Origin of the sequence: Erythrobacter aurantius (genome assembly GCF_023823125.1) — a bacterium.
GTDB lineage: Bacteria > Pseudomonadota > Alphaproteobacteria > Sphingomonadales > Sphingomonadaceae > Erythrobacter > Erythrobacter aurantius.
This window is the reverse complement of sequence record NZ_CP090949.1, coordinates 2,457,993-2,472,737: the sequence shown is the minus strand read 5'-3', so window position 1 is coordinate 2,472,737 and position 14,745 is coordinate 2,457,993. Positions and strand designations below refer to the sequence as shown.

At 62.2% G+C, this 14,745-nt stretch carries 11 protein-coding genes and 1 tRNA gene; 3 read left to right on the top strand and 9 right to left on the bottom strand.

From position 1 onward, the window contains the following. Positions 1 to 11: 11 nt before the first annotated feature. The 4 genes from L1K66_RS11835 to cpdR form a co-directional block, all read right to left on the bottom strand. On the bottom strand, positions 12 to 1,655 hold the full coding sequence (locus tag L1K66_RS11835) for a GNAT family N-acetyltransferase (protein ID WP_252258060.1): 1,644 nt from the start codon (positions 1,653 to 1,655) through the stop codon (positions 12 to 14). A 100-nt stretch (positions 1,656 to 1,755) separates the two neighbouring features. Continuing rightward, positions 1,756 to 2,979 (bottom strand): NADP-dependent isocitrate dehydrogenase, encoded by a 1,224-nt coding sequence (locus L1K66_RS11830; protein ID WP_252258059.1) that lies wholly within the window; start codon positions 2,977 to 2,979, stop codon positions 1,756 to 1,758. A 348-nt stretch (positions 2,980 to 3,327) separates the two neighbouring features. Then, positions 3,328 to 3,402 (bottom strand) — tRNA-Val (locus L1K66_RS11825). A gap of 101 nt (positions 3,403 to 3,503) precedes the next feature. Further along, positions 3,504 to 3,902, bottom strand: coding sequence for a cell cycle two-component system response regulator CpdR (gene cpdR, locus L1K66_RS11820; RefSeq protein ID WP_034954380.1), 399 nt, complete (start codon positions 3,900 to 3,902; stop codon positions 3,504 to 3,506). Positions 3,903 to 4,044: 142 nt separating this feature from the next. On the opposite strand from cpdR, the gene L1K66_RS11815 reads away from it, so the two are divergent. Further along, the gene (locus tag L1K66_RS11815) at positions 4,045 to 5,067 is read left to right on the top strand and encodes an N-formylglutamate amidohydrolase (RefSeq protein ID WP_252258058.1); all 1,023 of its coding nucleotides are present in this window, start codon (positions 4,045 to 4,047) and stop codon (positions 5,065 to 5,067) included. Positions 5,068 to 5,334: 267 nt separating this feature from the next. On the opposite strand, the gene L1K66_RS11810 is transcribed toward L1K66_RS11815, so the two are convergent. Together L1K66_RS11810 and L1K66_RS11805 are read right to left on the bottom strand one after the other, a co-directional pair. After that, entirely contained in the window at positions 5,335 to 6,123 is a 789-nt protein-coding gene (locus L1K66_RS11810) for a SapC family protein (RefSeq protein ID WP_252258057.1), read from the bottom strand. A gap of 146 nt (positions 6,124 to 6,269) precedes the next feature. Next, positions 6,270 to 7,718 carry an FAD-binding oxidoreductase gene (locus L1K66_RS11805; RefSeq protein ID WP_252258056.1) on the bottom strand — a complete coding sequence of 483 codons (1,449 nt, stop codon included), beginning with the start codon at positions 7,716 to 7,718 and terminating at the stop codon, positions 6,270 to 6,272. Between the two features lie 160 nt (positions 7,719 to 7,878). Between L1K66_RS11805 and L1K66_RS11800 the strand changes: the two genes are divergently transcribed. Next, positions 7,879 to 8,451 (top strand): hypothetical protein, encoded by a 573-nt coding sequence (locus L1K66_RS11800; protein WP_252258055.1) that lies wholly within the window; start codon positions 7,879 to 7,881, stop codon positions 8,449 to 8,451. 147 nt (positions 8,452 to 8,598) lie between these two features. Further along, the gene (locus L1K66_RS11795; RefSeq protein WP_252260503.1) at positions 8,599 to 9,978 is read left to right on the top strand and encodes a DEAD/DEAH box helicase; all 1,380 of its coding nucleotides are present in this window, start codon (positions 8,599 to 8,601) and stop codon (positions 9,976 to 9,978) included. Positions 9,979 to 9,981: 3 nt separating this feature from the next. Here L1K66_RS11795 and L1K66_RS11790 read toward each other — a convergent pair whose 3' ends face one another. From L1K66_RS11790 to L1K66_RS11780, 3 genes are read right to left on the bottom strand one after another with little or no spacing between them, the layout of a single operon-like run. Beyond that, the gene (locus tag L1K66_RS11790) at positions 9,982 to 10,932 is read right to left on the bottom strand and encodes a hypothetical protein (protein WP_252258054.1); all 951 of its coding nucleotides are present in this window, start codon (positions 10,930 to 10,932) and stop codon (positions 9,982 to 9,984) included. A 23-nt stretch (positions 10,933 to 10,955) separates the two neighbouring features. Beyond that, the gene (locus tag L1K66_RS11785; protein WP_252258053.1) at positions 10,956 to 12,374 is read right to left on the bottom strand and encodes a serine hydrolase domain-containing protein; all 1,419 of its coding nucleotides are present in this window, start codon (positions 12,372 to 12,374) and stop codon (positions 10,956 to 10,958) included. A 29-nt stretch (positions 12,375 to 12,403) separates the two neighbouring features. Beyond that, complete coding sequence (locus tag L1K66_RS11780; RefSeq protein ID WP_252258052.1) at positions 12,404 to 14,710, bottom strand: ATP-dependent helicase; 2,307 nt, start codon at positions 14,708 to 14,710, stop codon at positions 12,404 to 12,406. Between the last annotated feature and the right edge of the window lie 35 nt (positions 14,711 to 14,745).

Genomic DNA, 14,745 nt, shown 5'->3' with positions numbered 1-14,745 from the left:
CCTTCGACAAGTCACCCACCTCCGTGACCATGACCACCTGCGGCGGTTCCAGGAGTGTTGGCGGCGCCTTCGCCAAGCGGATCGGAGATATTGCCGACCCGTTTGTCCCACTTGATGCGATAAAGGTCGAAACGCCGATCCGCGAGGTTCTGCACCGTCCCTTCGGCGCGGGCCCATTGCAAGTCGGAAAGGTTGACGTCGCTGATCGTCAGCGTTTCGACATTCTCGGTCGCCTCCGCGGCGATTCCGTCGCGGGCGAAGGGGAAATCGCAAGGGGTCAGGATGCAGCTTTGCGCGTACTGTATGTCCATGTTGGCAACATTGGGCAGGTTACCGACATTGCCGCTCATCACGACATAGCACTGGTTTTCGATGGCGCGGGCCTGCGCGCAATAGCGCACCCGCATGTATCCTTGCCGGCTGTCGGTGCAGAACGGGACGAAAATGATCCGCGCCCCTTCGTCGACCAGACGCCGGGCCAGTTCGGGGAACTCGCTGTCATAGCAGATCAGCACCCCGATCGGCCCGCAGTCGGTTGGGATCGCGTCGATGGTGTCGCCGCCTTTGATGTTCCACCAATATGCCTCGTTCGGGGTAGGGTGGATCTTCTCCTGCGCGTAAACCGATCCGTCGCGCAGGCAGACATAGGCGACGTTGTGGATGTCGCCGTCCGGCATGCGCGTCGGGTGCGATCCGCCGATGATGTTGATGTTGTAGGCGAGCGCCATTTCCGACAGCGCGGTGCGGATACGCGGTGTGTATTCCGACAGCGCCTCGATCGCTTCGAGCGGGGAGAGTTCGTCTTCCTCCGCGCTCAGCAGCATCAGCGTGAACATCTCAGGGAAAACGATGAAGTCGCTTTCGTAATCTGATGCAACATCAACGAAGTACTCGACGCTCTTCATGAATTCGTCAAAGTCCTTCACGGCCCGCGCCTGAAGCTGGCAGGTTGCGATCCTTACCCCTTCGACATCGCGCGGCAGGCGATGTTTTCGCGGCGCGTCGGCATCGACATAGGGATTGCGCCAGACCATGCGCACAGCGTTGCCCCGGCTCGCCTTGTCCTCCGGAAGGTATTTGGGAAGGATACCTGCAGGTTCGAAGCCGTTGGCCAATTGGAACCGCAGGACGGGATCGTGGACTTTCCCCTCCATGATCAGGTCGAGGTATTCCTGCGGTGTTTCTGCGCGGTTGCTCTTGCGCCGTTTTGCACGTGCATAGCCCGGCATACGCCCACCGAACACGATACCGGTGAGGTCGAGCCTCTCGGCGAGCGCACGGCGTTCCTCATAGAGCCTCCGTCCGAGCCGCGTCCCGCGCACCTGAGGATCGACACAGAGTTCATAGCCATAGAGCCAGTCCCCGGTCGGATCGTGGCGCGAACCGAAGCCGTTGCCGGTCACTTCGTCCCAGGTGTGATCCGACAGCGCGACCCGTTCGTCGAGCCGCATCGAAGCGCAATAGCCGACGATTTCCCCGTCCAGCACCGCGACGAAGCAGCCTTGCGGGTAGTTGTTGATCTGCCCCCGGATCTCCCCCTGCGTGTAAGCGGGCAGGTCATCATAGGCGCGGCGGACGAGATCACCGATGGCGCGCACGTCCTTGAGCTTTGCCTGCCGGATTTCGAGCCGGGCCTTGCTGCGGGTCTGGGTCATGTCGGGGTCCTCAAAAGCGCGAAGGGCGGCCTGCTCTTGCGAGAGGCCGCCCCAATCCTACGCCGGATAGCGGCGCATGTTCCGATGTTTGTGGCGCGGATCAGGCCCAGTTGGCCATTTCCTTTTCGAGGTTCTGCACGATCGCCTCGAAGAACTGCTCGGTCGTCAGCCAGTTCTGGCCCGGACCGATGAGCAGCGCCAAGTCCTTCGTCATCTGGCCGTTTTCGACCGTCTGGATGCAGACCCGCTCTAGCGTTTCGGCAAAGCGCACCACATCGGGGGTGCCGTCGAACTTGCCGCGATACATCAGGCCGCGCGTCCACGCGAAGATCGAGGCGATCGGGTTGGTCGAAGTCGCCTTGCCCTGCTGGTGCTGGCGATAGTGGCGGGTGACGGTGCCGTGAGCGGCTTCGGCTTCGACAGTCTTGCCGTCCGGGGTCATCAGCACCGAAGTCATCAGGCCGAGCGAGCCGAACCCTTGCGCCACGGTGTCGGACTGCACGTCGCCGTCGTAGTTCTTGCAAGCCCAGACGAACTTGCCCGACCACTTGAGTGCCGAAGCGACCATGTCGTCGATCAGGCGGTGTTCGTAGACGATGCCCTTTTCCTTGAACTTCTCGGCGAAGCCTTCGTTGTCGAACACTTCCTGGAACAGGTCCTTGAAGCGGCCGTCATAGGCTTTCATGATCGTGTTCTTGGTCGACAGATACACCGGCCAGCCGAGGTTGAGGCCGTAGTTGAAGCTGGCGCGGGCAAAGTCGCGGATCGAATCGTCGAGGTTATACATCGCCATGGCGATGCCGCTCGACGGGAAGTCGAACACGTTGAGGTCGATCTTCTCGCCATCTTCGCCTTCGAACACCAAGCGCAGCTTGCCGGGGCCGGGGATCAGCGTGTCGGTGGCGCGATACTGGTCGCCGAATGCATGGCGGCCGACCACGATCGGATCGGTCCAGCCCGGCACCAACCGCGGCACGTTGTCGATCACGATCGGTTCGCGGAACACCACACCGCCAAGGATGTTGCGGATCGTGCCGTTGGGCGACTTCCACATCTTCTTGAGGCTGAATTCCTCGACGCGGGCTTCGTCCGGGGTGATCGTTGCGCACTTCACGCCAACGCCATACTGCTTGATCGCGTTTGCGGCATCGATGGTGATCTGGTCGTCGGTTTCGTCGCGCTTTTCGACGGAGAGGTCGTAATACTTCAGGTCAACATCGAGATAGGGCAGGATCAGCCTTTCGCGGATCCACTGCCAGATGATCCGTGTCATCTCGTCACCGTCGAGCTCGACTACGGGGTTTTTGACCTGAATTTTCTGCATGGCTTTTGCCTCACCCTTTCGGACTGATTTCGCACAACAGAGATGTCTGATGTGATCCCTGAGGGCGCTCTAGCAGAGGCGTCGCAGGGTGCAAGTGGGGGTGCGAGTGCTTCGCAAATCCTACAGGATGGAACAGATGGAACACTGTCCAAGGGAAAGAAACTTCGCCCCCGATCTTGCCACCAAGGGCATGGGCTGCGGGTTTCGGAAAAAGGCGCGGGCGTGGTGACATCCCGAGAGTTTATGCGAACACCGCATCAGTAGGAAAGCAAACGACCAGAATGCCGCTACGCAACGAAAAAGGCACCGCAATCGCGGTGCCTTGATCGGGCCGTGGCCCCTTTTCGATGGTGGGCGTAGAGAGAGTTGAACTCCCGACCCCTGCGATGTCAACACAGTGCTCTACCACTGAGCTATACGCCCGTACCATCAAAACCCCGCTTCGTGGTGAAAGCGGAAGCGGCGCGTTAGCGAATGCGATTGCGCTGTGCAAGCGATTCGCGCCGCGTCACCCGATAATTCTCTTACCTGAGGCTCGCCTCGCGCGCATCGTCAAACACGCGCTCCACCTCCAGCACCAGATCGCGCAGATGGAACGGCTTGGAAAGAACCTTCGCGTGTGGCTGTTCGCGGCTTGCGCGCAAGGACACGGCGGCAAAGCCGGTAATGAACATCACCTTGGTTCGCGGGCTGATTTCCGCACACCGCTGAGCCAGCTCGATCCCGTCCATTTCCGGCATCACGATGTCGGACAGCAACAGGTCGAAACTCTCAGCCTCCAGCAACGGCAAGGCATCGGTGCCGCGATCGACACTGACGACGCTGTAGCCGGCATTTTCCAGGGCCCGCTCCAGATAGGTGCGCATGGCATTGTCGTCTTCGGCCAAGAGGATGCGGTGGGTGGGGGCGGGAGTCGCTGTCATGGCAACGGCCTTTACACGCTCGGGCTTAAGAAATCTTTCCCGCAATACGGTATTGGCCAGCTTTGAGACGCCGGAACCATCTCGAATGAACCGCGCTGTCATGTTTTGACACGCGCAAGCAAACAGGGCAGCACCGCTCATCATGCATTCCATCCCCGGTAATGACGATCTCATCCCAACAGGTGCCGACAGACAGGCGGAACTCCTGACGACGCGCGGGGGAGCGATCAGCGCGACCGAGCGTGACGAAAAGGGACGTATTCTGCCGGCCTTCGTCCATGTCGCGCCGCGTTCCATGCCCTTGCCGGTGGTGATCGCCGTACCGCATGCGGGGCGGGTCTATCCCGAAGCGACGCTGAATCTGATGCGCGACGCGCCGCTGTCGCAATTGCGGCTGGAGGATCGCCATGTCGATTCGGTCGGGGTGGAGATTGCCCGCGCGACAGGCACCAGCCTGCTGGTGGCGCACGCGCCGCGCGCGATGCTCGATCTCAACCGGGCGCATGACGATATCGACTGGGAAATGATCGAAGGGCCTTCGCGCCGTGCCACAAAGCCGCAGCCGCATATCGCGGGCACCAATGCCCGCGCGCGCAGCGGGCTGGGGCTGGTGCCGCGCCGCCTGCCGGGCTTCGGCGAAATCTGGCGCCACCGCCTGCCGCGCGCGGAGCTGGATCGCCGGATTGATGAAATCCATCGCCCCTATCACCTGTTCCTCGAACGCGAATTGACGCGCATCCGCGACGCATGGGGGGCGGTGCTGCTGATCGACTTGCATTCGATGCCGCCCTTGCGCCTTCAGGCAGGCGGCAGGGACGGGGAAGAGATCGCGCCGCAGATCGTGCTGGGCGACAGGTTCGGCGCATCCTGCGACAATGGGTTGATGACCCGCGCATTTGCCTATCTGGAGCAGCAGGGCTGTGTTGCCGCGCATAACCGCCCCTATTCGGGTGGCTACGTGCTGGACCGCCACGCCAAACCTGCGCGAGGCATCCACGCGATGCAGATCGAATTGTGCCGATCAACCTATCTCGATGATGCCCTGTCACAGCCGACCGCGGCGATGGCTCCGCTGGCGCGGATGCTGGCCGGGTTGGTGCGGGAACTGGGTGCGCATACGGCGGCATTGGGTGCGAGGGACGAAACCGCGCAGGCAGCCGAATAGGCAGGAGGCTGGTGTCGGGGCGTCTGCCCGCGACAGCCGCAAATTTCGGGGAAACCGAAAGAAAAAGCCACCTCGCGCGATTTAGGGGGCAAGCACGAGGTGGCCAGGTTCAGGGAGGAATGGGCCCGAAGGCACCGTTCCACAGACAGGTCATGAGGGGGTACCTGCCTGCAACGAATAAATAGGAAACGGGGGCCCTGCGTTCAACCCGCAGGACCCCCGTCGATGTTCAGTCAGAATTGTTCCCCGATGGGGAGATGCCCCGTATCAGGCGTTACCTGCCGGTGCAGCCTCGTTCATCGCCGGAACCTTGCCCTGACGGGCCTGGCGTTCGAACAGGGTGCGCATCAGGTTCATCGAGAACAGCTGCGCGTGCATCAGCATCAGCATGCCGTTCTTGTTGAGCGCTTCGACCGCTTCGGTCGGCAATTCGCGCAGCTTGTTTTCGTCGATCATGCGGAAACCGCGATAGACGAACGGCTTGTCGGGCATGTCGTTGCGGGTGATGGCGATTTCGCCGTCCATCAGCACGTCGTGCTTCTTCAGCTCGTCCATGAACGCCTTGGTGCGCTGGCCCGATTCTTCGAACCGCTTGCAGAATTCCAGAACACCATTGGTGTAGTCGCTCGGCGTGGTGCCGTCGAACAGCGCCTGGCCTTCGTCATGCTTGCCGACAACGCCCGACTGCGGATCGAAGCACAGCGACATGTCGTCGCTTTCGCGGGTCAGCTTGGCCAGCAGGAACGGATAGCGGCGGATGTAGGCGGGGACATAGACGCCCGCTTCAAGCTTGCCGTTGTCGTCGATGAAGGTGTTGACGCCTTCGTTCAGGCCCATCAGTGCGATCGGCAGCGGGTTGTCGCCGGCGGTGAACACGATTGGATAATCGCGCTGCGCATCGACGAATTCGTCAACCGTCAGCGGAATCGCATGGGTGTTTGCAAGGAAACCTGCATCCTGGAAGCTGGTAACCTTCCAGTCGGCGTGATCGCGGCTGTTGAGCGGAAGCAGGTCTTTGTAGAACAGCGGAAGTTGCGGCTGCGACGCGGTGGCCATGGAAATGTCTCCGAGAAATAGCGGATGAAAACTGGTGGTCGCGGCATACAGGGACGATTGCTCTCGCGCACCCCCACGCGCCGGATGCGGGGGGCTTTAGGCGTTGATCCGCGCCTGTGCAAGCGGGGGGTGCAAAGGGGCGGGTGTCATCCGTCCGATGGCGGCACCAGCTTGCCCGGATTGAGCAGGTCAAGCGGATCGAGCGCGGCCTTGACGCTGCGCATCATCGAAAGCGCCACCGGATCGCCGAGACGGCCCAGTTCGCCGACCTTCATCTGGCCGATGCCGTGTTCCGCGCTGATCGATCCGCCTGCCTCGGTAACCATATCATACACCCTTGCGCTGATCGCCTTGCCTTCGCCGTCTTCCCATTTCCCCGGCGTTGCACCCTTTGGCGCGAGCACATGGAAATGCACATTGCCATCACCCAGATGGCCGAAGGCGACAGCGGTTGTTCCTGCGAACTCGCTTTCGATGGCGGGGGATGCGGCAAGGATGAATTCGGGCATCCGCTCCACCGGCACAGAGATATCGTGCTGCATCGCCGGGCCAAGCGCGCGTTCGGCGCCGGATATGGAATCGCGCAGCAGCCAGAAATCTTCCGCCTGCCGCTCGTTCGCGGCGATTACCGCGTCTTCGAGCAAGCCTTCCTCGGCGGCCTGAGCCAGCGCGGTCTCGAGCCTTTCGCGCAAACTCGCATCATCCGCGTCGCTTGCCACGCATTCGATCAGCGCATTCCATGCGTGGCGCGTGCCGAGCGGGCTGCGTGCGTCAGGCAGATGCGCCAAAACGCTGTCGAGGCAATGGGCGGGGACGACTTCGAAACCTTCGAGCGTATCGCCCAAAGCCCGGTCCACCCGGCGCAAGAGCGTCCGCGCATCGATGATCGAGGGCAGGCCCACCCATGCCGTCACGCGCGATCGTGTGGCCGGCAGCAACCGCAAGTTTGCCGCGGTGACGATGCCGAGCGTGCCCTCGGAACCGATCAGCAATTGCTTGAGATCGAACCCGCGATTGTCCTTCTTCAGAGAAGTCAGCCCGTTGAAGACGCTGCCGTCGGCCAGCACTGCCTCGATTCCCAGCACTTGCGCGCGCATCGTGCCGTGGCGCAGCACCTGCGTGCCCCCGGCATTGGTCGACACCAGCCCGCCGATGGTGGCCGAACCTTTGCCGCCCAGCGTCAGGGGAAACCGCAATCCCGCATTGTCTGCAGCCTCGTGGAAGGTTTGAAGGATCACGCCCGCTTCGCACACCGCCTGACCCGCGCCCGCATCAAGCGATCGGATCGCGTTCATCCGCCGCAGCGAAAGCAGCACTGCCGTGCCGCTGTCATCCGGCGTCGCGCCGCCCGCCATGCCGCTGTTGCCACCTTGCGGAACGATCGGCACGTGGTGTTTCGCGCAAAGCTTCACCAGCTCGGCGACTTCCTGCGTCGAGGCAGGCGAGGCGAGGGCGAGCGCCCGGCCAGTGTAGCGACCCCGCCAGTCGGTCAGCCACGGTGAAATGTCTTCGGGCGCGGTCGAAATCCCCTTGGGGCCAAGCAGCGCCGAGGCATCGGCGAGAAAGGAATCGCGGGTGCGAGTCTGTGTCGTCATTGTTGCCTCCTTGCCACACTTCGCCGCTAATGCACCAGCATTGTCCATGCTGCGGGCTGGCAAGATGGCGACAGTTAAGCCAGCGTTCAATCGCTCTTGCTAGCTGGTTGATCAGACAGCGACTGACCAACTGCCCCAAAGGACATCTCGGAAAACCCCCATGCCGAGTTTCATTGCCTATATCGCGCCGCTGGCGTTGATGCTGCCCTTGATGGGGCAGGGGGTTGTGTTTGTTCCGGCTGTCGGCCCAGATTACGAGCAGCCGCCAGAGGCTCCCCTTTCGCCTGCATTCCCGGTCGCGTCCGAAACGGCCAACCCGCTGGACGCATTCCACGGGGGACAGGAATGGCGGCAATTCCGCATCGAACAACGCGTCATCATCCGCATTTCCCCGCAGCCTGAGGCGAACCGCAACAGCCTGCTCGCGCAATTGCCGACGCGCGGGCTCACCACGCGTTTCGAAGAGCGCGAGATGGAACGCTGCCTGCCGGTAAACCGGATTTCCGGGGTGCAGACCGGTAATGGCAACCGGCTGCTGCTGTTCCTCAATGACAATCGTATCGTCAGCGTGAACCTCGAACGGGCCTGCCGCGCACGGGAGTTCTATTCTGGATTCTATGTCGAAAAGAGCGAGGACGGCCAGATCTGCGTCGACAGGGACGAATTGCAGTCACGCAGCGGTGCGCGCTGCGAGGTGGAACGGATGCGCCAGCTGGTCGCCGTGAACGACTGACGTTCCCCGCTGCGTCCCACGGGCGCATTTCTTGACTTTTTCCCTTATTTTCGCCAAGCGCAGCCTCGCTGTCAGCGGGCGTTCCCTTCTGGCGCGACAAATCCCGGCGATGCCCGCATCGCCCGCTATCCGGACATTTTGACTTACATGACATTCGCCGATCTCGGCCTTTCACCCGAATTGCTCAAAGCCGTGGAGGACGCGGGCTATACCGAGCCGACAGCGATCCAGGCCGAAGCCATCCCCGCGATCCTGATGATGAAGGACATTATCGGCATCGCCCAGACCGGCACGGGCAAGACCGCCAGCTTCGTCCTGCCGATGATCGATGTGATGGCCGCCGGTCGCCGCCGCGCGCTGATGCCGCGTTCGCTGATCCTTGAACCGACGCGCGAACTTGCCGCGCAGGTGGCCGAGAATTTCGAGAAATACGGCGCCAATCACGACCTGAAAATGGCGCTGCTTATTGGCGGCGTGCAGATGGGCGATCAGGTGAAGGCCCTTAACGAAGGCGTCGACGTTCTGATCGCCACGCCGGGCCGCCTGATGGACCTGTTCGAGCGGGGCAAGATCCTGCTCAACGGCTGCGAATTGCTGGTGATCGACGAAGCGGACCGGATGCTCGACATGGGCTTCATCCCCGACATCGAATTCATCTGCTCGAAACTGCCCGAAACCCGCCAGACCATGCTGTTTTCGGCGACAATGCCCGCGCCGATCGAAAAGCTGGCAAAGAAATTCCTGAGCAATCCAAAGCGGATCGAAACGGCCCGCGCGGCGACAACGAACAAGGATATCACCGCGTTCAAGATCCCGGTGGATGCGCGAAAGAAGCGCGAGACGCTGCGCTGGCTGCTCCAGAACGACCACGTCGAAACCGCGATCATCTTCGCCAACCGCAAGACCACCGTGCGCGAGCTCAATCAGAGCCTCCAGCGCCACGGCTTTGCCAGCAGCGAAATCCACGGCGACATGGATCAAAGCTCGCGCCTGAAGGAACTGGACCGGTTCAAGAAGGGCGAGGTCAATATCCTTGTCGCATCCGACGTCGCCGCGCGCGGGCTCGACATCAAGGGTGTGAGCCACGTCTTCAATTTCGACACGCCGTGGCACCCGGATGATTACGTCCATCGCATCGGCCGCACGGGCCGCGCCGGGGCCAAGGGGCGCGCCTTCACCTTAGTATCGGGTGAAGATGCCGAAGCGATCGCCAATGTCGAAAAGCTGACCGGGGCCAAGATCAAGGTGTTCGGCAAGGAAGACGTGCGCGTCGAACTGGCGCAGCCCGGCAGCGAGCCTGAGCCCGAAGAAAAGCCAAAGCGCGAAAGCCGCCGTCGCCGGAGCGAAAGCGACGAGGGCGAAGATAACGCCCGCAAACCACGCCGTGAAAAGCGCGAGCGCGATGATCGCAGCGCCAAGCCCGAACGGCACAGCCGCAACCGTCACCGTGACGAGGATGACGAACCGGTCCCCGCCGGCGAATGGAACGGGCCAAAGCCCGGTTTCCTCGACGTGGGGCTGGGCTGAGGACTATTCCTCTGTCGGGAAAGCCGGGGGTGAAGCGGTGATCGGGCCGACCCAGAAAAACCCGTCATAAAACCCGCGCTTAGGATCGTCTTGCGGCATTGTGAGCGAAACATAGGGCTCGCCCTCTAAATCGTCCCTGCCCCCGGCCGGGTGATCGGCGCACACCACTGCATTTTGAGGCAGCGGCTGACCGGGCACGAACTCCGCATCCTCCGCCAACTGGCAACTCCATGACGATCCGTCACCATGCTTCATGACGAGGGTTGCGACCGGACCATAGGTGGCCAGTCGCGCGGCCATCGGTTCGAACTCCGGGCCGCCGATGCTGGTGGGCGCTTTCATGGCGTGCAGACTGCCGACAAGGACGATGACGGTGTCGTAATTGCGATCGGCGGCCGCTTCGGCGATGTTTTCCGCCTGAGCGGCTTCGTGGGGGCCTTGACTGGGCAGGTCGGCAAACCGGGATCGCTGATCGTCATCGCGGGCGCCGTTGAAGGCGACAATGCCGATATGTGCGCCACCTTCCTTTAAGGCGTGCGCCCGGACAATCAGGTCAAGCATAGCGATGCTTGCCACGCCGTCTTCACGACCCTGCCAACCATGTTGCAGCACCGCATTGCGGAATTGCTCTTGCGGCAAGGCCCAGGCCTCCTGCCATCGTGCGTCGTAAGTTGAGCCGTGCTCAACTGCCAGCAGCACCTTGTCGCCCCTGGCGGCGAGCGCGCAGACCAGATCGGATACGAAAGCGGGCGCTTCCTTGGTCCCGTGGGTTTCGCCAAAGACCACGAATTGCGGATCGCGCGCAGCGATTGCGCTCCAGCCCGGCGGTAAAATGCACTCCGATGCCGTTTCCCGCTCAAGGTCAGGGTGCGCATGAAGAGCCGTCGGCAGGGTCGCAAGCAGGATGGGTGAAAGCGCCAGAGCGATACGGGAAAGATCAGGCATGGCTTTCATGGCTCCGCTGCGTTTATCGAGGATCAGGCCGGGGCTGGCCGCAAGGGCAGATATGCAAGCGCCAGCCTGAACACCGCCCAAACCGGCGCGAGTATGGCCGCTGCGACCATGCCTGCTCCGAAATCGGGTTGATACAAAAGGATCGTCGCGATCGAGCCGCCAAACATTTGCGGGATCACCGCGATCAGGACAAAGGCGACGGCGAGCATCGCGGCGAGCGGGAACCACAGGCTGAACAGCCCCGCAGTATTGGCCCGCTTTGCTCGAATATCCCCGCGGCGCATCCACCCCCAGATGATGGCGAGGACAAAGAACGGCGGCAGCAGCATGACCGAGAGATAGGCCGTCTTCGGCCCCCAGCGTGACCCTGAGCCTGAATACTCACGCCCAAGCGCAAATGCCGTCAGTCCTTCGCGCAAATCGACGCTTTCGCCAAAGCCGATCCCGCCATTGGTGTTGACCAGCACAACCACCCCCTTGCGCTGGGCCGGGATCATGGTTGCCAATGCCTCGCTGCCGGGGACAAGCCCGCCGTGAAAGGCGCTGCCCGTCGCGGAATCGAGGAACCAGCCTAGGCCATAGAAGGGTGCGGCCTCGCTTGCCGGTTGCAGCATTTGCCCCTTGCCCTCGGCGCTCAGCACATCGCTTTGCCCGTTCATCATCACCGAGAGATAGGTCGCGAGATCGCGCGCGCTCATCAGAATGCCCCCTGCCGATGCATTGAGGCGCGAATCGCCGTGATCGTCGAAGGCGCGGTGTCCGCCGAACCAAGGGCGGTGGCCGATGGCGGCGCCTTTGGGCGTTTCAACATAGGCGAACGTCCCTGACGAAAGGCCAAGAGCTGAGAAAATCTGGTTGCGAACGTAATCCTCGTATCCGCTTCCGCTGACCGCCTCCACCACCGCGCCAAGGATCTGGTAATTCGCGTTCGAATATTCCCAGCGTGTGCCGGGCGGATAGGCTGACCCTTGCTCGCCAAGGCTGGCGGCGAGGGCGGCAAGGGTAGGGGGCAGTTCCCCGCTTTGATCGTGCAGCGCGTTGCCCTGAACCGTAGAAAATCCGCTGGTGTGGCTGAGCAACTGGCGCAGGGTAATCGAACCTGCCGGGCTGTTGCGCATCTCAGGCAGGTGATCACTTACCGGATCATCAATGGTGAGCGAGCCCGTTTCGGCCAGTTGCATGATCGCCAGCGCGGTGAAGCTCTTGGTGATCGAGCCGATCCGGAACGGTGTGTCGGGTGACACGGCTACATCGCCGCCCGCATGTGTCACGCCGAACCCTTCGGCCTTGTTCGCATCGCCGTCGATCACGGCATAGGCCGCGCCGGGAGCGCCCGATTTCTCCCAGGCTTCGGCGGCAAAGGCATGAATGGCGGCGATGCGGGCATTAGCAGGAGCGCACAACCCGGCCAGAATGAGCAACAAGAACAGAAATTGTCTCAAGCCGGCGCCCCCCTTTTTGCGCTTGGCGGTCAGCCCACCACTTTGACGAAGCTGTCGATCACCCGCTTTTCACCGGCTTCCTCGAACTGGATGGTCAGCTTGTTACCTTCCTGATCGATGACGCAGCCGGTGCCGAATTTGTCGTGATGCACCATCGCGCCGATGGCGATGTCGGAACGCGGCTTGGCGGCAAAGCTGGCGGCACTGCGCCCCGGTTCAGCGAGGCGTTTCTGTTGCGGCTCGTATCCGGTGGCGACCGCACGGCGCCAGCCGGGGCCGCGGGTCTGGGCGCGATCCGGGCGATCCCTTGCGACATGGGCGAAGGGGTCTTCGTTTTCCGACCAGTTGGCGCGCCATAGCGAGGCACCGCCCGTCATGGTCGATTCCTGCTCGATATGCTCCTGCGGCAAATCCTCGATGAAGCGTGAAGGGATCGAGCTGACCCATTGGCCGTAGATGCGGCGATTTGCCGCGTGAAAGATCATGCAGCGCCGCCGCGCACGGGTGATCGCGACATAGGCAAGGCGGCGCTCTTCCTCCAGGCTGGCAAGGCCACCCTCGTCGATGGCGCGCTGCGAGGGGAAGACGCCTTCTTCCCAGCCGACGCAGAAAACATGATCGAATTCCAGCCCCTTGGCCGCGTGGATCGTCATGATGGTGACGGTTTCCTCCTCGTCGCTGCGATCATTGTCCATGACGAGGCTGACATGTTCGAGGAAATCGCCCAGCGTTTCGTATTCCTCCATCGCGCGCGCGAGTTCGGAGAGGTTTTCGGCTCTGCCCGCGCTTTCGGCGCTGCGATCGGCGGAAAGCATGGCGTTGTAGCCCGATTCCTCCAGCACCAGTCGCAACAGGTCAGCCGGCGTCATTTCCTCCGCCGCCTGCCGCCAGGCGAGGAATTGCCTTAGCAATCCGCCGATGGTGTTGGCCGCGCGCTTGGGCAATTCGTCGCTGTCGGCCAGCTCCAGCGCGGCCGCGGCCAGCGGCAGTCTCACCCGGCGGGCGTGGCTGTGCATTTTTTCGAGCGTTTTCGAACCCAGCCCACGCTTGGGCTGGTTGTAGATACGCTCGAACGCGAGATCGTCCTGCGGCTGCGCAATCACCCGGAGATAGGCGAGTGCGTCGCGGATTTCGGCCCGTTCGTAGAAGCGGAAACCGCCGATGATCCGGTAATTGATGCCCGTCTGGATGAAGCGGTCTTCGAATTCGCGGGTCTGGTATTGCGCGCGCACAAGGATCGCGACTTCATTGAGAGGCGCGCCTTCGCGTTCGAGGCGTTCAATCTCCTCGCCCACCCGGCGGGCCTCTTCGGGTGCGTCCCACACGCCGATGACGCGCACCTTGTCGCCGCCGTTTGCCTCGGTCCACAGGGTCTTTTCGTGCCGTTCGCTATTGGCCCGGATCAGCCCGGATGCCGCGCCTAGGATATGCGGGGTGGAACGGTAATTCTGCTCCAGCCGCACCACGTGGGCGCCGGGAAAATCCTTTTCAAACCGAAGGATATTGGCGACTTCTGCGCCGCGCCATGAATAGATCGACTGGTCATCGTCACCCACCACGCAGATGTTCTTGTGCGCCTGTGCCAGCAAACGCAGCCACAGATACTGTACCGCGTTGGTGTCCTGATATTCGTCGACGAGAATGTACCGGAAACGCTGCTGATATTCCGCCAGCACATCGGAATGTTTGCGGAAGATGTTGAGCATATGCAGCATCAGATCGCCGAAGTCGCAGGCATTGAGCGCCTTCAGCCGATCCTGATACAGCCCGTACATGGCCGCGCCCTTGCCATTGGCGTAGGCTTCGTTTTCCATCGCATCGAGATCGTCGGGGTTCAGCCCGCGGTTCTTCCAGCGATCGATCAAACCGGCGAGCTGGCGCGCGGGCCAGCGTTTTTCATCAAGATCATTGTCGGCGATAAGCTGCTTCAACAACCGCAACTGATCGTCGGTGTCGATGATGGTGTAATTGCTCTGCAAGCCGGCCAGTTCGGCGTGACGACGCAGCATCTTGGCGCAGATCGAATGGAAGGTGCCGAGCCAGGGAATCCCTTCACTGGCCGGGCCAAGATGCTGACCCACACGCTCGCGCATCTCGCGCGCCGCCTTGTTGGTGAAGGTGACGCACAGGATCTGGCTGGGCCATGCGCGGCCTGTCGCTACCAGATGGGCAAGGCGCGCTGTCAGCGCCGCGGTCTTGCCTGTGCCCGCTCCCGCGAGCATCAGCACCGGCCCTTCCGTCGTCAGCACAGCCTCGCGCTGGGGCGGGTTGAGCCGCGCGGCATAGGCCGGGACAGCGGCAGCGGAGCCGGGGGGAAGGGGGGCAGGCGTAGTCATGGTGCAATGTGAACAGGTAGAGAACAAGTCATCGC

Bases quoted from the DNA above. Each gene is read 5' to 3' on its own strand.
- L1K66_RS11835 (WP_252258060.1), bottom strand. From the start codon at position 1,655: ATGACCCAGACCCGCAGCAAGGCCCGGCTCGAAATCCGGCAGGCAAAG.
- L1K66_RS11790 (WP_252258054.1), bottom strand. From the start codon at position 10,932: ATGAAAGCCATGCCTGATCTTTCCCGTATCGCTCTGGCGCTTTCACCC.
- cpdR (WP_034954380.1), bottom strand. From the start codon at position 3,902: ATGACAGCGACTCCCGCCCCCACCCACCGCATCCTCTTGGCCGAAGAC.
- L1K66_RS11795 (WP_252260503.1), top strand. From the start codon at position 8,599: ATGACATTCGCCGATCTCGGCCTTTCACCCGAATTGCTCAAAGCCGTG.
- L1K66_RS11810 (WP_252258057.1), bottom strand. From the start codon at position 6,123: ATGGCCACCGCGTCGCAGCCGCAACTTCCGCTGTTCTACAAAGACCTG.
- L1K66_RS11805 (WP_252258056.1), bottom strand. From the start codon at position 7,718: ATGACGACACAGACTCGCACCCGCGATTCCTTTCTCGCCGATGCCTCG.
- L1K66_RS11800 (WP_252258055.1), top strand. From the start codon at position 7,879: ATGCCGAGTTTCATTGCCTATATCGCGCCGCTGGCGTTGATGCTGCCC.
- L1K66_RS11815 (WP_252258058.1), top strand. From the start codon at position 4,045: ATGCATTCCATCCCCGGTAATGACGATCTCATCCCAACAGGTGCCGAC.
- L1K66_RS11830 (WP_252258059.1), bottom strand. From the start codon at position 2,979: ATGCAGAAAATTCAGGTCAAAAACCCCGTAGTCGAGCTCGACGGTGAC.
- L1K66_RS11780 (WP_252258052.1), bottom strand. From the start codon at position 14,710: ATGACTACGCCTGCCCCCCTTCCCCCCGGCTCCGCTGCCGCTGTCCCG.